Origin of the sequence: Nocardioides sp. (assembly GCF_035697785.1) — a bacterium.
Taxonomy (GTDB): domain Bacteria; phylum Actinomycetota; class Actinomycetes; order Propionibacteriales; family Nocardioidaceae; genus Nocardioides_B.
On the sequence record NZ_DASSCL010000007.1, the window covers coordinates 20,145 to 40,932 of the forward strand.

General features: G+C 72.6%; 19 protein-coding genes. 14 read left to right on the forward strand and 5 right to left on the reverse strand.

Annotated features, from left to right (window positions below; translation table 11 throughout):
• Positions 1–9 precede the first annotated feature (9 nt).
• Complete coding sequence (locus tag VFH10_RS00980) at positions 10–1,134, reverse strand: sensor histidine kinase (protein WP_325125101.1); 1,125 nt, start codon at positions 1,132–1,134, stop codon at positions 10–12.
• Between the two features lie 10 nt (positions 1,135–1,144).
• On the reverse strand, positions 1,145–1,972 hold the full coding sequence (locus VFH10_RS00985; RefSeq protein ID WP_325125102.1) for a class I SAM-dependent methyltransferase: 828 nt from the start codon (positions 1,970–1,972) through the stop codon (positions 1,145–1,147).
• Between the two features lie 430 nt (positions 1,973–2,402).
• Here VFH10_RS00985 and VFH10_RS00990 point away from each other — a divergent pair, with 430 nt between their 5' ends.
• Both VFH10_RS00990 and VFH10_RS00995 read left to right on the forward strand, forming a co-directional pair.
• Positions 2,403–2,924, forward strand: coding sequence for a hypothetical protein (locus VFH10_RS00990; RefSeq protein WP_325125104.1), 522 nt, complete (start codon positions 2,403–2,405; stop codon positions 2,922–2,924).
• Between the two features lie 20 nt (positions 2,925–2,944).
• Entirely contained in the window at positions 2,945–3,664 is a 720-nt protein-coding gene (locus VFH10_RS00995; protein WP_325125106.1) for an oxidoreductase, read from the forward strand.
• 286 nt (positions 3,665–3,950) lie between these two features.
• On the opposite strand, the gene VFH10_RS01000 is transcribed toward VFH10_RS00995, so the two are convergent.
• Entirely contained in the window at positions 3,951–4,763 is an 813-nt protein-coding gene (locus tag VFH10_RS01000; protein ID WP_325125108.1) for an HAD-IB family hydrolase, read from the reverse strand.
• A 356-nt stretch (positions 4,764–5,119) separates the two neighbouring features.
• Here VFH10_RS01000 and ssd point away from each other — a divergent pair, with 356 nt between their 5' ends.
• The 7 genes from ssd (at position 5,120) to VFH10_RS01035 (ending at position 10,117) form a co-directional block, all read left to right on the forward strand.
• Positions 5,120–6,241, forward strand: coding sequence for a septum site-determining protein Ssd (gene ssd / locus VFH10_RS01005; protein ID WP_325125110.1), 1,122 nt, complete (start codon positions 5,120–5,122; stop codon positions 6,239–6,241).
• A complete protein-coding gene (locus VFH10_RS01010; RefSeq protein ID WP_325125112.1) occupies positions 6,238–7,422 on the forward strand; it encodes a TadA family conjugal transfer-associated ATPase in 1,185 nt (394 codons plus the stop codon). The genes ssd and VFH10_RS01010 overlap by 4 nt, the downstream gene beginning before the upstream one ends.
• The gene (locus VFH10_RS01015) at positions 7,419–8,249 is read left to right on the forward strand and encodes a type II secretion system protein (protein ID WP_325125114.1); all 831 of its coding nucleotides are present in this window, start codon (positions 7,419–7,421) and stop codon (positions 8,247–8,249) included. The genes VFH10_RS01010 and VFH10_RS01015 overlap by 4 nt, the downstream gene beginning before the upstream one ends.
• On the forward strand, positions 8,246–8,974 hold the full coding sequence (locus VFH10_RS01020) for a type II secretion system F family protein (RefSeq protein WP_325125116.1): 729 nt from the start codon (positions 8,246–8,248) through the stop codon (positions 8,972–8,974). Before VFH10_RS01015 ends, VFH10_RS01020 begins: the two co-directional genes overlap by 4 nt.
• Positions 8,975–9,126: 152 nt before the next feature.
• Complete coding sequence (locus VFH10_RS01025; protein WP_325125118.1) at positions 9,127–9,339, forward strand: DUF4244 domain-containing protein; 213 nt, start codon at positions 9,127–9,129, stop codon at positions 9,337–9,339.
• Positions 9,336–9,752 carry a TadE family type IV pilus minor pilin gene (locus VFH10_RS01030; RefSeq protein ID WP_325125120.1) on the forward strand — a complete coding sequence of 139 codons (417 nt, stop codon included), beginning with the start codon at positions 9,336–9,338 and terminating at the stop codon, positions 9,750–9,752. Before VFH10_RS01025 ends, VFH10_RS01030 begins: the two co-directional genes overlap by 4 nt.
• A complete protein-coding gene (locus VFH10_RS01035) occupies positions 9,749–10,117 on the forward strand; it encodes an Rv3654c family TadE-like protein (RefSeq protein WP_325125123.1) in 369 nt (122 codons plus the stop codon). Before VFH10_RS01030 ends, VFH10_RS01035 begins: the two co-directional genes overlap by 4 nt.
• Before the next feature lie 14 nt (positions 10,118–10,131).
• On the opposite strand, the gene VFH10_RS01040 is transcribed toward VFH10_RS01035, so the two are convergent.
• A complete protein-coding gene (locus VFH10_RS01040) occupies positions 10,132–10,566 on the reverse strand; it encodes a hypothetical protein (protein ID WP_325125125.1) in 435 nt (144 codons plus the stop codon).
• Positions 10,567–10,640: 74 nt separating this feature from the next.
• Positions 10,641–12,956, reverse strand: a complete 2,316-nt coding sequence (locus tag VFH10_RS01045; protein ID WP_325125149.1) for a DEAD/DEAH box helicase — start codon at positions 12,954–12,956, stop codon at positions 10,641–10,643.
• 168 nt (positions 12,957–13,124) lie between these two features.
• Between VFH10_RS01045 and VFH10_RS01050 the strand changes: the two genes are divergently transcribed.
• The 5 genes from VFH10_RS01050 (at position 13,125) to topA (ending at position 20,788) form a co-directional block, all read left to right on the forward strand.
• Positions 13,125–13,463 carry an anti-sigma factor antagonist gene (locus VFH10_RS01050; protein WP_325125127.1) on the forward strand — a complete coding sequence of 113 codons (339 nt, stop codon included), beginning with the start codon at positions 13,125–13,127 and terminating at the stop codon, positions 13,461–13,463.
• Positions 13,464–13,474: 11 nt separating this feature from the next.
• A complete protein-coding gene (locus tag VFH10_RS01055) occupies positions 13,475–13,873 on the forward strand; it encodes an ATP-binding protein (RefSeq protein ID WP_325125129.1) in 399 nt (132 codons plus the stop codon).
• Between the two features lie 213 nt (positions 13,874–14,086).
• Positions 14,087–16,387: a sodium-translocating pyrophosphatase gene (locus VFH10_RS01060; RefSeq protein ID WP_325125131.1), complete on the forward strand. Its 2,301-nt coding sequence runs from the start codon at positions 14,087–14,089 to the stop codon at positions 16,385–16,387.
• A 115-nt stretch (positions 16,388–16,502) separates the two neighbouring features.
• Positions 16,503–17,978, forward strand: coding sequence for a DUF7059 domain-containing protein (locus VFH10_RS01065; RefSeq protein WP_325125133.1), 1,476 nt, complete (start codon positions 16,503–16,505; stop codon positions 17,976–17,978).
• Positions 17,979–18,079: 101 nt separating this feature from the next.
• Positions 18,080–20,788: a type I DNA topoisomerase gene (gene topA / locus VFH10_RS01070; RefSeq protein ID WP_325125135.1), complete on the forward strand. Its 2,709-nt coding sequence runs from the start codon at positions 18,080–18,082 to the stop codon at positions 20,786–20,788.

A 20,788-nucleotide genomic window follows, 5' to 3' on the forward strand; every position in this document is an offset into this window, starting at 1 on the left:
GGACCCTGTTCATGAGTGGACTCCGGGAGCGTACTTCGGCACCCGAACGATAACCCTGGTGCCGGCTCCCGGGGCGGTCTCGACGACGAGGCCGTAGTCGTCGCCGAACGTCGACCTCAGCCGAGCGTCGACGTTGCCCAGCCCCACCGAGTCCATCGCCTCGTCGCCCGCCAGCGCCCGGCGTACCCGCTCGGGATCCTCGCCCACCCCGTCGTCCTCCACCGAGATCACCGCCTCGCGGTCGAAGTCCTCGGCCGTGATCTCGATCCGTCCCGGGCCGTCCTTCTGCTCCAAGCCGTGCCGGACGGCGTTCTCGACAAGGGGTTGCAGGGAGAGGAACGGTACGACGACGGGCAGCACCTCGGGCGCCACCCGGAGCGTCACGTGGAGGCGGTCCCCGAACCGCGCCTTCTCGAGGACGAGGTACCGCTCGATGGAGTTGAGCTCCTCGGCCAGGGTGGTGAACTCGCCGTGCCTTCGGAACGAGTAGCGCGTGAAGTCCGCGAACTCCAGCAGCAGATCGCGGGCCCGTTCGGGATCGGTGCGCACGAACGATGCGATCGCGGTGAGCGAGTTGTAGACGAAGTGCGGGCTGATCTGCGCCCGCAGCGCCCGCACCTCGGCCTCCATCAGCCGGGTGCGGGACGCGTCGAGCTCGGCCAGCTCGAGCTGACCGGAGACCCAGTCGGCGACCTCCTCGGCCGCACGCACCAGGCCGGCCGACGCCGAGGGGGCGAAGACCTGGAACGTGCCGATCACCCGCTCGTCAACCGTGAGCGGAGCGACGATCACGAAGCGGAGCGGGCAGGACAGGTCGTCACAAGGGATCCCGCTCTGCCCGAGCACTGCGGTCGCACCGTCGGCGACCACGGGACGCGCGAGGTCGGCGCACTGTTCTGCGTGGTGGTGCTGGCCGCCGTCCCAGGCGAGCAAGGCATCGGTGTCGGTGAGCGCGACGGCCGGTGAGGCGAGCAGGCTCCGCAGGTGCCGGATCGACCGTTGCGCTGACGCCTCGGTGAGACCGCCGCGCAGGGCGGGCGTCGCCAGCGCGGCTGTGTGGAGGGTGCGGAAGGTGGCCCGGTCGGCTTCGGTGCCGAGGTGACGGCGGCGCAGCCAGCCGAACCAGGTGCTCACGCTCGCGGTCTCACTGGAAGTCGATCAACAGGGTGTCGGCGTCATCGTCGTCGGTCGGCGGACCCGGGGGTCGGTCGTCGTCCTCGTCTGGGTCGGCCTGCGCACGCACGACGGCCTTGAAGCAGTGCGTGACGTAGGGCAGAAGCATCCCGTCGTGGCCGCGGCCGTACTCGTCGTACAGCGCGTCGACCTGCGCCATGACAGCCTCCCGCTCGGATGCCTCCATGACCGCGATGTTGGAACGCGACCGCACCAGGTCGCGGAGCCGGTCGCGGTCGAGAGGCTGCCAGAACCGGAACTGCGCCTTCTCCACGAAGCCGAACAGGTGCGAGGACAGCAGGTCCTGCGTCGGGTCGGTGTTCTGCTCCTGGGTCCCGATCAGCCGGCCGAGCCGCTTCACCCACGGGATCCGCTCGTCGCGCAGGTTCCACACCAGCGCGATCCGTCCGTTGGGCTTGAGGACACGGGCGATCTCGGGGAGCGCTCGGTCCAGGTCGAACCAGTGGTAGGCCTGCGCACAGACGACGACGTCCGCCCACCGGCTGCGGACCGGGATCTGCTCCGCGCGCCCGATGGTGGGGATGGCGCCGGGGCAGGAACGCGACAGGTGCTGCAGCATCGGCTCGAGCGGGTCGGTGGCGACGACGCGGTGGCCGGCGCCGAGGATCCCGGAGGTGAGTTTGCCGGTGCCGGCGCCGAGCTCGACGACGCGTGCCGGGTCGGTGCCGGTGAGCCAGGTGGTGGCTTCCTCCGGGTACGACGGTCGGGCCCGCTCGTAGGCGTCCGCCACGCCCGCGAACGACAGGGCGTGCATGGATGGGTCGGCGGGCTGGCTCATTGCCCGGAGAGTACAGCGACACGGGTCGTGAGCACGTGAGGGCGCCTGACATGAAACCGGTAGCCGAGGGGTCCGTTGGTCATCCGGGGGAGCGCAGCGAAGGAGCGGGAGCAACTGATCACTCGGCGACTCGACCCGCGGGCACCGCACTTCTGCGCGGAGGTCACCACGGCTGCTTGACGGTGGACGAAGCCGCCCACCCAACACGGGCGCGCCGGCCGCCCGCCGACGCGGTCGCTGCGGCGGCGGCCACCACAGGTCAAACGCTTGTGGTTGGTGTCAGGCACCTGTGGTTCCGACCGGCGAGAACGCTCGGGCTGGCGTCGGTCACCCTCGCCGAGACGTCAGTTCGCGATTCCCCGCTCCGCTCCTCCTCGCGAACGGACCTCTCGGCTACCGGTTTCATGTTGAGCGACGTAATGTGGATTACATGATTACAACGGAGCAACAGGAGCGGGTCCGGGGTTGGTTCACCGGGCGGCTCCCGGAGGAGTGGAAGGTGGAGCCGCCGGAGGTGACGGTGGACCGAGACGAGATCACGGTCATCCTCACCATCGACGACGTGGACGTGGCCGACGACGCGTCGGAGGCCGAGCGCGACGAGGCACGTGCAGGGCGGGTGCGGGCGTTCCGCGAGGACACCCGTGAGCGGCGGATCGAGGTCGCCCGGGAGGCGGAGCGTCGCTACGAGCGCAAGGTCTCGTGGGGGGTGAAGGTCGGCGACTACGGCGAGATGTTCACCCATCTCGCCGCGCCCGTGATGACCCGGCTCCGGCAGCCGCAGCGGCAGGTGCTGGATACCCTCGTCGACGCCGGCGTCGCCCGGTCGAGGTCGGAGGCGCTTGCCTGGTGCGTCCGCCTGGTCGGGCAGCACGAGGAGGACTGGCTGGCCGAGCTGCGCGAGGCCATGAGCCACGTGGCCGACGTGCGGACGAAGGGCCCGGCCGCCTGACCCCGTTACGCTTCGCCGCTGTGACGGACTCCGACCCCCTGGCCAGGCTCGCCGCGCTCGAGGGAGTGGCGTCCGCGATGGCCGCGACGCGGGACGGCATCGATGCGTTGCTGCGCGACCGCGGGCTGCGTCGTACGACGCCCGACCTCACCGCGGAGTCGCTGCTGCGCGGGGCCCATGCCAGCGCCGTGCTCGAAGGTTCCGACGCCTCGCTCGACGCTGTCCGCGCCGACGGCGGTGACCACACCTCGCAGGCGGCGCTGCGGGTCAGCACTGAGCTGCTCGGCCTGGTGCCGGTGCTGGCGAAGACGCCGCTGCAGGCCGTCGCCCGGATCCACACGCTCGCCGCGAAGGGCGTCGTCGACGACATCGACCTCGGCCGTCCTCGGGACGCCGTCGCCGCAGCTCGCCTGCAGGACCTGGGCGGCACCCTGTCCCGACCCACGACCGGGCCAGCACTCGTCGTGGCCGCGGTGGCGCATGCGGAGATCGCCACGGTGGCGCCGTTCGTGTCGCACAACGGGATCGTGGCCCGCGCGGTCGAGCGGCTCGTGCTCGTCGCCCGCGGCGTGGACCCCACCTCGCTGACCGTTCCCGAGGCGGGACACCTCAGGCTGCGCCGGGAGTACGAGTCGAACCTGCGCGGCTACGACCAGGGCGGCGCCGCGGGCGTGCACGGGTGGCTGCTCTACGCGGCCGAGGCATACGCCGCCGGCGCAGAGGCGAGCCCGCTGTCCTGACGGGCGGCACCACATGCGAGCGGCACCCGTGGGAGATCCCAGGATGCCGCCGCTGACACATGAGACCGATGGCTACCAAGCGTGCACCGGATAGTTGTCGTCCCGGGTAAACCCAAAGATCGACGCCCAATAGGAAGGGTAGGTCGCCGCGTGGGTACCTGGCTCATGTGCGGGTCTGGAGTTGTGTCTCCTTTGTACGCCGCGCCTCCGGCACGGGACAAGGGCCCTCGGAGATGGTCTAGGTGGAGTTACGAGGGATTGCGGCCAACTGGTCTATGACCGCCCGTCACGCTCCGCGTGCGACACGCCGACGGGCTGCGAGGTACACCGCGCCGCCGACCGCGGCCGCCGTACCGACAGCCAGCGCAGCCAGCGTCGGCTTGCTCTGCGGCAGCCGCATCCGTGCTCTTAGTGCCACCGGGCGGGTGAACACCAGCACCGGCCAGCCGCGCTGGGTGGCCTGCCTGCGGAGCTCCTTGTCGGGGTTCACCGCGTAGGGGTGGCCGACGATCTCGAGCATGTGCATGTCGGTGATCGAGTCGCTGTAGGCATAGCTGCGGGACAGGTCGTAGCCCTTGTCCTCGGCCAGCCGCGCGATCGCCGTCGCCTTGTTCTCGGCGTAGGCGTAGAAGTCGATCCGGCCCGTGTAGCGGCCGTCGACGATCTCCATCCGGGTGGCGATGACGCCGTCGGCACCGAGCATCTCGCCGATCGGCTCGACGACCTCCGCCCCCGAGGCGGACACGATCACCACGTCGCGGCCGGCGAGCTGGTGCTCCTCGATCAGGGACACCGCCTCGTCGAACACGAGTGGGTCGACGATCCGGTGCAGGGTCTCCGCCACGATGTCGCGGACCGTCTGAACCTCCCAACCGGCGCTCAGGTCGGAGAGGAAGCCGCGCATCTTCTCCATCTGGTCGTGGTCGGCGCCGCCCACCAGGTAGACGAACTGGGCGTAGGCGCTGCGCAGCACCGCCCGCCGCGAGATCAACCCCCCGGCCTGGAACGACCTGCTGAACGCGAGCGTGCTCGACTTCGCGATGATCGTCTTGTCGAGGTCGAAGAATGCGGCCGGCCGACCGGTGGCCCGAGGAGCCATCGTCCGCCTCCGTCTCGTGAGTCGTCGCCCGCTGCCCGGACCGATATCCGTTCGTAGCATAGTGACGACGACAGCGGGTAAAGGCCGCGCTACCATCGATCTGCGCCCGGGGGTCACCCCGAGACGACCAGTTTCCAGGATCCCAGCGGCATCCCCCCAGTCGCTGGTCGAGGGTCGGGCTCTCCCCCGAGCCCGGACCCGAAGCGGCCCCCGGTCATTCCCCCCGATCGGGGGCCGCCCCGTCCCCGGCCGGCTCCAGGCCGGGTTCCGTCCACAACAGGTGTCCGCCGCGCCGCGTCCCCAGGTCGGTCCGGGACGCCGCCCCCAGGGCGGCACTCGCGGGCATTGTCGCGCGCATGACCACCGCCATCCCGACCACCGCCGCAAGGTCCCACCCCGGGGCACCGACAACCCTGCCGGTCCTGCTCGCCACCCGTGACGACGGGCTGCTCGACGACGTCCTCCGGCTGGCCGCCGCGGCAGGCGTGACCCTCGACGTGGCGCACGACACCGGCAGCGCAATCCGCTCCTGGTCCGCCGCGGCCCTCGTGCTCGTCGGGTCCGACCTCGTCGAGGAGCTCGCGGAGCGCCGGCCCTCCCGCCACGACGACGTGCACGTCATCGGCGTCGGACCCGTGCCCGACCGGACCTTCCGTGCCGCGCTCGGTGTCGGTGCGCGAGCCGTGGTCGAGCTTCCGGAAGGGGAGTCCTGGCTGGTCGAGCTCCTCGGTGACGTCGTCGACGGTGGTCGCGCCCAGGGTGGTGTCCTGGGCGTGATGCCCGGCTCCGGCGGTGCGGGAGCGAGCACGTTCGCGGCGGCCGTCGCCCAGGTGGCCGCCCGGTCCGCGCCCGCAGTCCTGCTCGACCTCGACCCGTGGGGGCCGGGACTCGGCCGGACGCTCGGGTTCGACGAGGTCGAGGGCATCCGCTGGGACGTTCTCACCGCGGCGAGCGGGCGGCTCGCCTCCCGGTCCCTGCGTGCCGCGCTCCCCACTCGTGACGGACTGTCCCTCCTGACGTACGGCGCCGGACCGCCGCCGACGGTCGACGAGGGATCGGTGCGCGAGGTGGTTGCGGCCGCCCAGCGGGCCGGGGACCTGGTCCTGCTCGACCTGCCCCGCACATCCGCCGGCGCGACGACGGGCGCAGACCCGGCCGCGGCCGCGCTGAGCCGCTGCGAGCTGCTGGTGCTGGTCGTGCTCGGGACGGTCTCGGGGGTGGCGTCCGCGGCGCGCGTCGCCACTCGGCTGGCGGCCGAGCGCGCCGAGGTCGGCGTCGTCGTGCGCACAGTCAGCGGCGCGGTGGCACCGGAGGCCGTGGCCGGCGCGCTGGACCTCAGTTTGGTGGCCGACTACCCCAGCCGGAGACGAGTCGTGGAGCAGGTGGACCTCGGGCTCGGACCGGTGCGGTCCTCACGCTCGCCTCTCGCCCGGGCGGCCCGCGACGTCCTGGCCTGGGCCGCGCAGGTCGGGCCGTGAGACCCGCCGACGGGCGGCTCGCTCCGGGCGGTGACGTGGTCGAGGCGGTCCGCGAGCAGCTGGCCCGCCAGGGTGCCGAGGTCACCCCCGCACGGGTCGCCGCCGCCCTGCGCGACCAGGGTCGACCCGTCGGCGACGCCGCCGTCCTCGCCGTGCACGACCGGCTGACCGCGGACGTCCTGGGCGCCGGCCCGCTCGAGCCGCTGCTCCGCACACCCGGCGTCACCGACGTCCTGGTCAACGGACCCCATGCGGTCTACCTCGACCGCGGCGAGGGGCTCGAGCTCACCACCGTTCGGTTCCCCGACGACGACGCCGTCCGGCGGCTCGCCCAGCGCCTGGCGGCCGCGGGCGGCCGGCGCCTCGACGACGCCACCCCGTACGCCGACCTCAGGCTCCCCGACGGCACCCGCTTCCACGCGGTGCTGGCACCGCTGTCCCGCCCCGGCACCAGCGTGTCGCTCCGGGTGCCGCGCCGCCGGGTGTTCACTCTCGACGAGCTCGTCGCCGCCGGGTCCCTCGATCCACTCGGGGCCCGGTTGCTGCGCCGGGTGGTGGCCGCCCGCCTCTCGTTCCTGGTCAGTGGCGGCACCGGCACCGGCAAGACGACGCTGCTCTCCGCCCTGCTCAGCCTGGTCGACCCTGGCGACCGGTTGGTGCTCGTCGAGGACGCCAGCGAGCTGCGGCCCGACCACCCGCACGTCGTCGGTCTGGAGAGCCGCCCGGCCAACGTCGAGGGCGCGGGCGAGGTGCCGATGCGCGTGCTGGTACGGCAGGCGCTGCGGATGCGGCCGGACCGTCTGGTCGTCGGCGAGGTGCGAGGCGCCGAGGTCGCCGATCTGTTGGCAGCGCTGAACACCGGTCACGAAGGCGGCTGCGGCACGCTCCACGCCAACTCCGCGGCGGACGTGCCGGCCCGGGTGGAGGCGCTCGCGATGGCCGCCGGGCTGCCGCAGGCAGCGGTGCACTCCCAGCTCGCGTCAGCCGTCGACGTCGTCGTTCACCTGGGCCGCGACCGCGCCGGGCGACGACGGCTCGTGGAGGTGGCCGTCCTCGACCGCGCGGCCGACGGTGCGGTGCGGGCGATCGCCGCCGCTCTTGCCGGCGGCGACGGCGCCACCGTCGAGGGTCCGGGAGCGGGACGCCTCGGCATGCTCCTCGACGACCGGTCGAGCACGTGACACCCGTCTCGGCGACCGGGCCCGGTGTGCCGGCTGCGCTCGGGCTGGTCGCGGCCCTGCTCGCCGCCGGGTCGGTGCTCGCCCTCGTCCCCCGGCCGCCTGCGCTCCGGAGCGGTCCGGCCGCCGGGGTGGCGCCGGGCGGCGCGCCCTCGGTGCGCTGGGTGGTCCTCGGTGTCTGCACGGTTGCCGCGGCGGCCGTCCTGCTCGACGGTGCCGCGCTGGTGCTCTCCCTCGTGGTGGCCGGCTGCGCGCTGGCGACGGCACAGGCTTGGCGTCGTCACGTCGGCGCCAGGGTCCGCGACGAGCGTCGCGCCCGCGTGGTCGAGGTGGGCGAGGCGATGGTCGGCGAGCTGCGTGCCGGCCAGCCTCCCCAGATCGCGCTGGCCCGCGCGGGCGAGGTGTGGCCGGACCTCTCGCCCGTGGTGGCCGCGGCCAGGCTCGGTGCCGACGTCCCCGAGGCCCTGCGTGACCGCGCTCGGCTCCCCGGCGCCGAGGGACTCACCGACCTCGCCGCCGCCTGGCAGGTGTCCCAACGTTCGGGTGCCGCGCTCACCACGTCGCTCGGCCAGGTCGTGGCGTCGGCGCGGGCGCGCCAGCTCGCGGGGCACCTGGTCCGCGGCGAGCTCTCGTCCGCACGCGCAACCGCCCGGCTGGTCGCCCTGCTGCCGGTGGGCACCCTGGCCATGTCGACCGGGATCGGCGGCGATCCGTGGGCGTTCCTCTTCGGGCACCCGGTCGGCCTGGGCTGCCTTGCGGCCGGGGCGACGCTGGTGTTCGCCGGCCTCGCCTGGATCGATCGGATGGCCGCGGCCGTGGACCGGACGTGACCGGCATCGTGCTCGCCGCAACTCTCGCTGCCGTCCTCGCCGCGGCGGCCGTGCTCCTGTCGACCCCGCCCGGGGCCGCGCTGCCCGCGCGGTCCCGGGACGCTCCTGGCCCGTCGCCCGACCGAAAGCGGCTGCTGCCCGTGCTGGCCGGGGCGGGCGCGATGCTCGCGGTCACCCTCTTCATCGGCGGCCCGGTCGGCCTCGGCATGGGCGCCGTTGCCGCGGTCGGCAGTCACCTCGCCGTTCGCCGGATGGAGCCGCCGGCCGCCCGGCGACGTCGGGAGGCGTTGGTCGCCGGCCTCCCGCACGTCGTGGACCTGCTCGCGGCCTGCCTCGCCGCCGGGCAGTCTCCCGGCACCGCCATCGACGAGGTGGCGGCCGTCGTGACCGGCCCGCTCCGTGACGAGCTCGCGGCGGTGTCCGCGCGGCTGCGCCTGGGCGTCGACCCGGTCACGGTGTGGCGTGAGCTGTCACGACACCCAGAGCTCGGGGTCTGGGGGCGCTGCATGTTGCGCGCCGCCGACAGCGGTGCCTCGGTGGCGGACGCGATGGCCCGCCTGGCCGAAGACCTCCGGCTGAGCGCTCGGGCAGCTGTCGAGGCCCGGGCCCGCGCCGTCGGCGTCCGTGCGGCGCTGCCGCTCGGTGCGTGCCTGCTGCCGGCGTTCGTGCTGCTCGGCGTGGTTCCGCTGGTCGCCGGCTCGCTGTCGGTGCTGTCGCTTCCGTGACCGCCCGTTCCCGTCCACAGCGGGGCGCGTCGTCGCCCGGTCCCCAGCCGACCCGACGGCCGCCCGCCGACCGCCTCGCCGCGACGAGAGTCGGACTCACACATCCACCGCCCGCCCGGCAGCGGCCGGGCAGGCCCTTCGAGGAGGAACACATGACCAGGTCACCCGTCGCACACATCCGCCGGATGCCCGCCGGCCGGCGGCGCCGCAACCAGCGCGGAGTCGCCAGCGCGGAGTACGCCGTGGCCACCGCCGCCGGCTGCGGCCTCGCCGCCGTGCTGATCAAGCTGCTCACCAGCGACTGGGGGCAGAGCCTGCTGAAGACGCTGTTCGACCTGATCTTCAAGGTCATCGGCCTCGGATGACGCAGCCTCACGTGCACAGGGCGGCGCGGGCGGACCGGATCCGGTCCGCCCGCGCCGCGGGGCAGCGTTCCCAGCGCGGTGCGGTGACAGCCGAGACCGTGATGGTCATGCCGGTCCTCGTGCTGCTCACCCTGGCGCTGGTCTGGCTGCTCACGCTCGCGGCGGCCCAGACCCGGGTGGTCGACGCGGCCCGGGAGGTCGCCCGCGCGGTTGCCCGTGACGAGCCGCGGGGGGCGGCGCTGGCACTCGGGCGCCGGGTCGCACCGCCCGGAGCCGACATCCGAGTGCGCACCGGCGACGGGCAGGTCGTGGTCGACGTCTCCGCGGCCGTTCGCGGGCCAGGCGGGCTCGTCCGCTTCGTTCCCGGCGTCACCGTTGCCGGACAGGCCGTGGCCGCGACGGAGACGCCATGAGGCAGCCGCGGCGGAGGGACGAGCGTGGATCGGCGACCACGATGGCGATGCCGTTCCTCGGGATCCTCGTCCTCGTGACCGTATTGATGGCGTTCCAGGGCGGCGTGGTGGTGGCACAGCGCAGGGTGCAGGCGGCCGCCGACCTGGCCGCCCTCGCCGGCGCGGCGGCAGCTCAGAGGGGCGACGACGCCTGCGCGGCCGCGGCGACGGTGGCAGCACGCAACGCGGCCCGGCTCTCGACCTGCAGCGTCGAGGGGCCGACCGCCCTCGAGGTGCTCGTGGCGGTGAGCCGCGACGGCCCGCGGCTGTTTGGCCGCTCCGTGGTGGTGCATGCCTCGGCGCGTGGCGGCCCGGTGCCGCCGTGACACTGTTCGGCCGATCAGGTCCGGGTGGCGCCGTTTCCGTCGGTCCGGGTCCCGGTGCCGGAGTCGGTTGCGGTGTCCTGCGCGGTGTCGCCGGCCGCGGGCAGGGTCTGGGTCTCGGACGTGGCCCGGGTGCTCGTGTCCGTCTGGGAGCCTTCCCCCGTGCCCGCGCCGGCGGGCGCCTGCCCGGTCCCGGGTTGCTCCCGCTTGAGCCGGTCGAGCTCCTTGCGGTCCTTCCGACGTTGGCCGGCCCGACGGGTGCCGACGCGCAGCAGCGCCAGGCCGGCGACCAGGAGCAGCAGGGTCAGGGCGCCGAGCAGGTAGATCGTCAAGGTGTTCACGGTGACGTCGAGGACACCGCTGTCGAACGTGACCTCCTGCGTGCCGGAGGAGAGAAAGCCGATCAGCAACGCCGCCGCCAGCAGCAGCAGGATCAGTCCGAGAACGAGCATCGTCTTCCCTTCGTCGCGAGCGCGGCTGCGCTCACCGGACTCTAGGCCTTACAGGGTTCCCGCACGCGACGCGTCTACGCCTGGGACAGCAGCAGGTCGAGCAGGTCGACGGCGGCGGCCTTGTCGAGCGGCGCGTTGTTGTTGCCGCACTTCGGGGACTGCACGCAGGAGGGGCACCCCTCGGGGCAGCGGCACCCGGCGATCGTCTCCCGGGTGGCGGCGAGCCACTCCCGGGCGGCGCGGAAGCCTCGCTCGGCGAACCCGGCGCCGCCCGGGTGCCCGTCGTACACGAACACCGTGAGCCGCCCGGTGTCCGGGTGCAGCGCCGTGGAGACGCCACCGATGTCCCAGCGGTCGCAGGTCGCGAACAGCGGGAGGAGGCCGATCGACGCGTGCTCGGCCGCGTGCGCCGCGCCCGGCAGGTCTCGGCCCGCCAACCCGGCTCCGGCGAGCGCGCCGGCGGGCAGGGTCCACCACACCGCCTTGGTCTGGAGCACCCGCTCCGGCAGGTCGAGCTCCTCCTCGTCGAGCACCTCACCGCTGCCGATCCGCTTCCGGAGGAACGACACCACCTGGTGTGACACGCGGACGTCACCGACGACGACGTCGGCCAGCCCCCACGCCTGGCGCTCGGACTCGCCCGTGATCTCGATGTCGGTGACGTCCCGGGCCGAGGTGGAGTAGTCGGGGTCGGCGGCCTCGAGGACCGCGACGTTGTCGTCGAGGTCCAGCTCGTTCACGAGGTAGGTCTCCCCCTGGTGGAGGTAGACCGCGCCGGTGTGCACGGTGCCGTGGGCGGAGCCCTGGTCGACGGTGCCGACCAGACGCCCGGTCGAGCTCTCGACGAGGCGCACCGGGGGGCCGCCCGACGAGCGGATGTCGGCGAGGTCGCTGGCCCGTCGACGGTCGGTCCAGAACCAGCCGGCAGCCCGGCGGCGCAGCAGGCCCGCGGAGGTCAGCGCGTCGACACCCTCCCTGGCCCCTGGGCCGAACATCGGGAAGTCGGCCTCGGTCAACGGGATCTCCTCGGCGGCGGCGCAGAGGTGCGGCCCGAGAACGTAGGGGTTGTCGGGATCGAAGACGTTGGCCTCGACCGGCGCTCCGAGCAGTGCCTCCGGGTGCGTGACCAGGTAGGTGTCGAGCGGGTTGTCCGTCGCGACCAGCACGCCGAGCGCATCCTGCCCGCCACGACCGGCCCGGCCCACCTGCTGCCAGAACGCCGCGCGCGTGCCGGGGAAGCCGGCGATGAGCACCGCGTCGAGGCCGGCGACGTCGATGCCCAGCTCGAGCGCGTTGGTCGCGGCGACGCCGAGGAGCCGCCCGCCGCGAAGGTCCTGCTCGAGCACCCGCCGGTCCTCGGGGAGATAGCCGCCGCGGTACGCCGCCACCCGATCGCCGAGCCCCGGCTGGACCTCCTCCAGGAGGCGCCGGGCGTTGAGGGCCACGGTCTCGGCACCGCGGCGGGACCGGACGAAGGCCAGCGTGCGCACCCGGTCGACGACCAGGTCGGTCATCAGGTCGGCGACCTCGGCATTTGCGGAGCGACGCACGGGAGCCCCAAGCTCGCCCGTCCACGCCGTGAACGGCGGCTCCCACAGCGCCACCGTGACCGCTCCCCGGGCGGACCCGTCGCCCGTGACCGCCTCGACCGGCAGCCCGGTGAGCCGCCCGGCCGAGACCTCCGGCTCCGCGACCGTGGCCGAGGCCAGCACGAAGGTGGGCGAGGCGCCGTAGGCCGCGCAGACCCGCCGGAGCCGACGCAGGATCTGCGCGACGTGGGCACCGAACACGCCGCGGTAGTGGTGGCACTCGTCGACGACGACGTACGACAGCGAGCCGAAGAACCTCGACCAGCGGGCGTGACCGGGCAGCAGCGACCGGTGCAGCATGTCGGGGTTAGTGAAGACGTACTCGCCGTGGTCGCGCGCAAACTCCCGCTGCTCCCGCCCGGAGTCGCCGTCGTGGGTGGTGGCCGCCAGGCCGGGGACCTCCAGCGCCAGCAGGGAGGAGAGCTGATCCTGGGCGAGCGCCTTGGTGGGGGAGAGGTACAGCGCCGTCGCGCCGCGCCGGCCGAACCGGTCCCGGGACTCGAGGATCTTGGTGAGCACGGGCATCAGGTAGCCGAGCGACTTGCCGGACGCGGTGCCGGTCGACAGCACGACGTGGCGTCCGGCGCGTGCCGCTTCGGCCGCCTCGACCTGGTGAGTCCACGGGCGGGCGACTCCGCGCGCCGACCACGCCTCGCGGAGCGGAGCCGCGAGCCACTCCGGCCAGTCGGCGGCAGCGCCCGGACGGGCCGGCAGCACCTCCAGATGGGTCAGCCGCTCGTCGTCGGCGTCTCGAGCCGACAGGCTCCGCAGCAGGCGGCTGGGCCCGGCTTCGGCGTACATCGGCACCTGGGAAGTCTCGCAAACGGCACCGACCGACGCGCTGCACGGACCTCGATCCATCTGGCAGAGTGATCGTCGGGCCGCTCGGGTGCATGATTGAATGCACGGTGGGGGGTCCGGGATCCGGACATGACCGTTTTTGTACGGCGAGTTTCTAGGGAGTTGGGCGTGGACCTGTCACTTGAGACGCGCCACGAGGGTGGGCAGACCATCATCGAGGTGGGCGGCGAGATCGACGTCTACACCGCGCCCAAGCTGCGCGACAAGATCACCGAGCTTGTCGGCAACGGCGAGTACAACCTGGTGATCGACATGGAGAAGGTCGACTTTCTCGACTCGACCGGTCTCGGGGTCCTGGTCGGCGGTCTGAAGAAGGTGCGGGCACACGACGGCTCGATGCGACTCATCTGCAACCAGGAGCGGTTGCTCAAGATCTTCCGGATCACCGGCCTCGCCAAGGTGTTCGTGATCCACGGCTCCCAGGCCGACGCGCTCGCCGAGCGCTGATGAGGCGCGGGGTGACACGCACCTCCACCGGCATCACGGTCTCGATCGCTCGGGACCCTGCCCTGGTGCGGACAGTGCGGCTGATCGCGGCGGCGGTGGCGCGGCGCGCCTCCCCCGACGAGGAGTTCGTCGAAGAGGTACGCCTCGCGGTCGGGGAGGCGTGCGCCCTGATGGTCGGTGAGAGCGCCTCCGATGCCGGTCCGGTCACCGTCCGGCTGGCGCTCGACACCCGGTTGTGCGTCGACGTCGTCGCCGCCGGGCCGGTCGCGATGGCCGACTCCTTCGACAGCGACGTCGACGGTGTCGAGCCGTGGGCGCTGCTGCGCGGCCTGATCGACGACCTGTCGATCGAACGGGACGGGGACAGCACGACGCTCTCCATGTCGTGGCCCGTGTCTGCGGTGGCCTGAACGGCTCTCGCCGGGCCCGAACGCCCGCCTGTCACGCGAAATGTGGCAGATGCCACACACCCCTCCGTCCCATAGCGCCGGGACGTGCGTAGACTCCCGCACACCAACGCGCGTGAGGCAGGTCACGTCCTGCTCACACCCGGGTGGAATCAGGCCTCTGGGTGTGCGCGCCAAAGTCTCGTTGGGCTCTAGCGCCCATGCGGAGGAGGACGTATGTCCAGGCACATCTTTGCTGCCGAGATCGGCGGCGAAGCTGCGACCGTGGACCTGTCCGGCGGCAACATCACCTTCGTCTACATCGTCCTCGCCATCGCGGTCGTCGCGCTGGTGCTGGGGTCGATGTTCCGGAGGCAGGTGCTCGCGGCCGGTGAGGGCACGACCAACATGCAGAACATCGCGCAGGCGGTGCAGGAGGGGGCGAACGCCTTCCTGGCCCGCCAGTTCCGGACTCTCGGCGTCTTCGCCGTGGCGGCCTTCGTGCTGCTGTTCCTGCTGCCCGCGGAGGGCGGCACGGACGTGCGCATCGGGCGCTCCATCTTCTTCCTGGTCGGGGCCGGCTTCTCGGCGGCGATCGGCTACCTGGGGATGTCCCTCGCGGTGCGCGCCAACGTGCGGGTCGCGGCGGCGGCCCGTGAGGAGGGTCGCGACCCGGCGATGCGGGTCGCGTTCCGCACCGGTGGGTTCGTGGGCATGGCGACGGTGGGCCTCGGCCTGCTCGGTGCCGCCCTCGTCGTACTGCTCTACAAGAACGACGCACCGACCGTCCTCGAGGGCTTCGGCTTCGGCGCGGCGCTGCTCGCGATGTTCATGCGGGTCGGCGGCGGCATCTTCACCAAGGCCGCCGACGTCGGCGCCGACCTGGTCGGAAAGGTCGAGAACAACATCCCCGAGGACGACCCGCGCAACGCCGCCACGATCGCCGACAACGTCGGCGACAACGTGGGCGACTGCGCCGGCATGGCCGCCGACCTCTTCGAGTCCTACGCCGTGACGCTCGTCGCCGCGCTGATCCTCGGCAAGGCGGCGTTCGGGGCCGAGGGCCTGGTCTTCCCGCTGATCGTGCCGGCGCTCGGTGCGCTGACGGCCATCCTCGGCGTCTTCATCACCAAGCCGCGGCCGGGCGAGAACGGCCTGACCACGATCAACCGGTCGTTCTACATCTCGGCCGGGGTCTCGGCGGTGCTGTGCACGATCGCCGCCTACGCCTACCTGCCCGGGTCCTTCGCCGAGCTGACCGGGGTCTCCGACAGCCTCGCGGCGTACGACGGTGACCCGCGCCTGATCGCCACGATCGCCGTCCTGATCGGCATCGCACTCGCCGCGGTGATCCTGTCGCTGACCGGCTACTACACCGGCACCGACCATCGTCCGGTGAAGGACGTCGGCCTCACCTCGCTCACCGGCGCCGCGACCGTGATCCTGTCGGGTCTCTCGGTCGGGTTCGAGTCCGCGGTGTTCACCGCGCTGGTGATCGGCGGTGCGGTGTACGGCGCGTTCCTGCTCGGCTCCGGTGTCGTGGTCATCTCGCTGTTCGCGGTCGCGCTCGCGGGCTGCGGCCTGCTCACCACCGTCGGGGTCATCGTCGCGATGGACACCTTCGGGCCGGTCTCCGACAACGCGCAGGGCATCGCAGAGATGTCCGGCGACGTGGACGGCGAGGGGGCGCAGATCCTCACCGAGCTCGACGCCGTCGGCAACACGACCAAGGCGATCACCAAGGGCATCGCGATCGCGACGGCCGTGCTGGCCGCGACCGCGCTGTTCGGCTCCTACACGCAGGCGATCGAGACCGAGCTCGGCGAGACGTTCACCGCGAACGTCTTCTCCGCGGACGTGCTGGTCGGGCTGCTGATCGGTGCCGCGGTGGTGTTCCTGTTCTCCGGCCTGGCCATCAACGCCGTCGGCCGCGCGGCCGGGGCCGTCGTGTTCGAGGTGCGCCGCCAGTTCAAGGAGATCCCTGGGATCATGGAGGGCACCGGCCGCCCCGAGTACGGCAAGGTCGTCGACATCTGCACCCGGGACTCGCTCCGCGAGCTCGCGACGCCGGGTCTGCTCGCGATCTTCGCGCCCATCGCCGTCGGCTTCGGCCTCGGCGTGGCCCCGCTGGCCGGCTACCTGGCGGGTGCGATCGGCACCGGCACGCTGATGGCGATCTTCCTCGCCAACTCCGGCGGCGCCTGGGACAACGCGAAGAAGCTCGTCGAGGACGGTCACCACGGCGGCAAGGGCTCTGAGGCCCACGCCGCGACCGTCATCGGGGACACCGTCGGCGACCCGTTCAAGGACACCGCCGGTCCGGCCATCAACCCGCTGCTCAAGGTGATGAACCTGGTGTCGCTGCTGATCGCGGCGGCGGTCGTCCAGATGAGCGTCGGCAGCGGCGAGAACGACGCCCTGCGCATCACGATCGCGCTGGTCGCGGCCGGCATCATCGCCGTCGCGGTGTACATCTCCAAGCGCCGTCCGATCGCCATCGGCGACTCGGAGCCGGCCGAGGAGACCGTCTCCGCCTGAGCCAGCGCCGAGAGGCCACCGACCCACCCCGCCCGACGGCGTGTGGTGCGGGAGGTGGCCTCTCGGCCTGTCCGGCGCCGGGCACGAGGTACGACGGCGGCTAGAGTCGCCTCGCGTGGACCTGCTGAGCCCCGCCGACGTCGACCGCCTGCGGGCGTCCCTCGCCGCGGCCGGCTACGACTACGAGGGCGTCGCGGAGCTGCTCGGGCCGACCGCCCACCGCGCCCTGTTCCGCAACGAGACCACCCCCGGCCTGCGCGCCACCGGCGACGGGTCGCCGCTGGCCACCCTCACCCGGCTCTGGCTGCTCCAGGCACCGGTGCCGCTGGCCCGGGCGGAGGCCGCGCTCCCGGGGCTGCTGGGGCCGCTCGGGTCCGCCGGCCTCCTCGAGGAGAGTGCGGGAGCGGTCCGGGCCCGGATGGACGTGCGGCCGTACGCCGACGACCGTCGCGGTTGGTGGGTGGTCAGCGACCTCACCCCGGGGCTCGACGGATCCGGTCACCGGGTCGGGCCGGACCACGTGCTCGGCGTCAGCTCCGCCTCCTCGTCGCTGGCCCAGCTCACGGTGCGCGAGCCGGTCGACCGGGCCCTCGACCTCGGCACCGGGTGCGGCGTGCAAGCGCTGCACCTCGCCGAGCACGCCGGTGACATCGTCGCCACCGACGTGAACCGGCGTGCCCTGGCGATGACCCGGCTGAACGCCCGGCTCAACGGGGTCATGGTCGAGGACCGGGCCGGGAGCCTCTACGAGCCGGTGGCCGCCGACACGTTCGACCTGATCGTGACCAACCCGCCGTTCGTGGTGTCGTCCGCGACCGACGAGCGCCTGGTCTACCGCGACTCCGGGCTGCCGGGAGACGAGATGGTCCGACGCGTCGTCACGGGCGCCACCGAACACCTCGCCCCGGCCGGTCGTGCCCACGTGCTCGCCAACTGGGTGCACCGGACCGGAGAGCCCTGGGAGGACCGGGTGGCCGGGTGGCTCGAGGACCGCGGCGTCGACGCCTGGGTGGTGCAGCGCGAGGTGGCCGACCCCGCGGAGTACGTCGAGCTGTGGCTCAAGGACGCCGGCCTGCACGGGACGCCGGAGTACGCCGCCCGCTACGACACCTGGCTCGGCTGGTTCGCCGACCAGGGGATCGAAGGTGTCGGGTTCGGCTGGCTCCACCTGCGCCGGGTCGACCGGCAGCCCGTGCTGCACCTCGAGGAATGGCCCTACGAGATCGAGCAGCCGCTCGGCCCCGAGGTGGCCGACCGCGGGCGGCGTACCGACCTGCTGGCCGCCCACCCCGACCTCGCCGACATCCGGCTGGTCACCCGTGACGACGTGCGGCAGGAGACGTCCGGGATGCCGGGTGCAGCGGACCCGGAGACGATCGTGCTCCGCCAGCAGCGCGGGATGCGGCGCGCGCACCGGGCCGACACGGTGGTGGCCGGGCTGGTCGGCGCGTGCGACGGGGACCTCACGGTGGGCCAGATCCTGGACGCCCTGGCGAGCCTGCTGGACGGCGACCCGGCGGACCTGCGCGCGAGGTACGCCGACGAGATTCGCGCGCTCGTCGCCGACGGCTTCCTCGAGTCCGCTGGGTAACCGGGGGAGGAACCGCGTTGACACGGCGCGTTACCGTGTCTGGCGCGGAAGCCTGGCCGGGGGCCGGGGCCGCCTTTCAACACTTGAGGAGCAGGACAGACGTGGCAGGAAACAACGGGGCCGGCCGCAAGCTGGTCATCGTGGAGTCGCCAGCCAAGGCGAAGACCATCGGTGGCTACCTGGGCGGCGACTACGTGGTCGAGTCGTCGATCGGCCACATCCGCGACCTCCCGCAGAGCGCTGCCGACGTCCCAGCGAAGATCAAGGGCGAGCCGTGGGCGCGCCTCGGAGTCGACGTCGACAACGACTTCACGCCCTACTACGTCGTGTCCCGCGACAAGAAGTCGCACATGACGAAGCTGAAGAGCCTGCTCAAGGACGCCTCCGAGCTCTACCTCGCCACTGACGAGGATCGTGAGGGGGAGGCCATCGCCTGGCACCTCCTCGACGAGCTCAAGCCCAAGGTGCCGGTACGCCGGATGGTGTTCCACGAGATCACCAAGTCGGCCATCCTCGCCGCGGTCGAGTCGCCGCGCGACATCGACATGGACCTCGTGGAGGCCCAGGAGGCCCGGCGCATCCTCGACCGGCTGTACGGCTACGAGGTCTCGCCGGTGCTGTGGAAGAAGGTCATGTCCGGCCTGTCCGCCGGGCGGGTGCAGTCGGTGGCCACCCGTCTCGTGGTCGACCGGGAGCGCGAGCGGATGGCGTTCCGCACCGCGGCGTACTGGGACCTCGAGGGCACCTTCGACGCCGGTGCCAAGCACGACGAGCGGATGTTCCCGGCCAAGCTGCACTCCGTCGACGGCGCTCGGGTGGCCCGGGGCTCGGACTTCACGCCGCAGGGTCAGCTGAAGTCAGGCGCCGGTGGTGCCCAGGGGGTGGTCCACCTCGACCGGGCTCGGGCAGAGGCGCTCGCCAGCGGGCTCAGCGAGACCACCTTCGAGATCCGGTCGGTCGAGGCGAAGCCCTACACCCGCAAGCCCTACGCGCCGTTCCGCACCACGACGCTGCAGCAGGAGGCCTCGCGCAAGCTGGGCTACGGCGCCTCCCGGACCATGTCGATCGCACAGCGGCTCTACGAGAACGGCTTCATCACCTACATGCGCACCGACTCCACGACGCTGTCGGAGTCGGCAGTGGCCGCGGCCCGGGACCAGGCCCGCGAGCTCTACGGTGCGGAGTACATCCCCGACAAGCCGCGCACCTACGCCTCGAAGGTCAAGAACGCCCAGGAGGCCCACGAGGCGATCCGCCCCGCCGGCGAGACCTTCCGCACCCCCGCGCAGACCGGGTTGAGCGGCGACGAGTTCCGCCTCTACGAGCTGATCTGGATGCGCACGGTCGCGTCCCAGATGAAGGACGCGGAGGGCCGTTCGGTCACCATCCGGCTCGGCGGCGTCGCGAGCACCGGCGAGGATGCGGTGTTCTCCGCGTCCGGTCGGGTGATCACCTTCCACGGCTTCCTCAAGGCGTACGTCGAAGGCCGCGACGACGAGGGCGACGCCGAGAACGGTGGGCCCGACGACCGCGAGAACCGGTTGCCGGCCGTGACCGAGGGCGATGCCGTCTCCGCCGCGGCGATCCGGGCCGCGGGCCACGAGACAAAGCCGCCGGCGCGCTACACCGAGGCGACGCTGATCCGCGAGCTGGAGGAGCGCGAGATCGGCCGGCCGTCGACGTACGCCTCGATCATCGGCACCATCCTCAACCGCGGATACGTCTACAAGAAGGGCACCGCGCTGGTGCCAGCGTGGCTGGCGTTCTCGGTGATCCGGCTGCTCGAGGAGCACTTCTCCCGGCTGGTGTCCTACGAGTTCACCGCCTCGATGGAGGACGTGCTCGACGAGATCGCCGCGGGTCGCCGCGACCGCAACACCGAGCTCGCCGGGTTCTACTTCGGCGACGGTGACGTCGACGGGCTCAAGGAGCTCGTGTCCGGGCTCGGCGACATCGACGCCCGCGACCTGGCGACCTTCCCGGTGGCGGACGGCATCGACCTGCGCGTCGGCCGCTACGGCCCGTACATCGAGACCACCTCGGCCGACGGCGAGTCCGTGCGTGCCAACGTGCCCGAGGATCTGCCGCCCGACGAGCTCACGCAGGAGAAGGCCAAGGAGCTGCTGGCCAACCCGGCCGGCGAGGAGACCCACCTCGGCAACCACCCGGAGACCGGGCTTCCGGTCGTGGCGAAGAACGGCCGCTACGGCCCCTACGTCACCGAGCTGCTGCCCGAGGACGCGCCGAAGGGCAAGAAGCCGCGGACGTCGTCGCTGTTCAAGTCGATGACGCTCGACACCGTCTCGCTGCAGGACGCGGTCCGGCTGCTCACCCTGCCGCGGGTGGTCGGCACCGACCCCGAGTCCGGCGACGAGATCACCGCGCAGAACGGCCGCTACGGCCCGTACCTCAAGAAGGGCACCGACTCCCGGTCGATCGATTCCGAGGACCAGCTGCTCACGATCACGCTCGACGAGGCCCTCAAGATCTACGCCGAGCCCAAGCGGCGCGGCCGCGCCGCGGCCGACCCGGGTCGCGAGATCGGCAAGGACCCGGAGTCGGGAGCAACCGTCACCGTGAAGAGCGGCCGGTTCGGCCCCTACGTCACCGACGGCGAGTACAACGCCACGCTGCGCCAGGGCGACGACGAGTCGACCATCACGATCGAGCGCGCGGCCGAGCTCCTCGCGGAGCGGCGCGCCAAGGGGCCGGCGAAGAAGGCCGCCAAGAAGACCGCGAAGAAGACGGCCAAGAAGGCCACCAAGAAGACGGCCAAGAAGGCCGCGAGCAAGGCGGCCAAGAAGTCCTGA

What these genes read in the sequence shown, in the direction of transcription:
- VFH10_RS00985 (WP_325125102.1), bottom strand. Translation starts at nt 1,972, where the DNA reads ATGAGCCAGCCCGCCGACCCATCCATGCACGCCCTGTCGTTCGCGGGC.
- VFH10_RS00990 (WP_325125104.1), top strand. Translation starts at nt 2,403, where the DNA reads ATGATTACAACGGAGCAACAGGAGCGGGTCCGGGGTTGGTTCACCGGG.
- VFH10_RS01000 (WP_325125108.1), bottom strand. Translation starts at nt 4,763, where the DNA reads ATGGCTCCTCGGGCCACCGGTCGGCCGGCCGCATTCTTCGACCTCGAC.
- ssd (WP_325125110.1), top strand. Translation starts at nt 5,120, where the DNA reads ATGACCACCGCCATCCCGACCACCGCCGCAAGGTCCCACCCCGGGGCA.
- VFH10_RS01025 (WP_325125118.1), top strand. Translation starts at nt 9,127, where the DNA reads ATGACCAGGTCACCCGTCGCACACATCCGCCGGATGCCCGCCGGCCGG.
- VFH10_RS01030 (WP_325125120.1), top strand. Translation starts at nt 9,336, where the DNA reads ATGACGCAGCCTCACGTGCACAGGGCGGCGCGGGCGGACCGGATCCGG.
- VFH10_RS01035 (WP_325125123.1), top strand. Translation starts at nt 9,749, where the DNA reads ATGAGGCAGCCGCGGCGGAGGGACGAGCGTGGATCGGCGACCACGATG.
- VFH10_RS01040 (WP_325125125.1), bottom strand. Translation starts at nt 10,566, where the DNA reads ATGCTCGTTCTCGGACTGATCCTGCTGCTGCTGGCGGCGGCGTTGCTG.
- VFH10_RS01045 (WP_325125149.1), bottom strand. Translation starts at nt 12,956, where the DNA reads ATGTACGCCGAAGCCGGGCCCAGCCGCCTGCTGCGGAGCCTGTCGGCT.
- VFH10_RS01060 (WP_325125131.1), top strand. Translation starts at nt 14,087, where the DNA reads ATGTCCAGGCACATCTTTGCTGCCGAGATCGGCGGCGAAGCTGCGACC.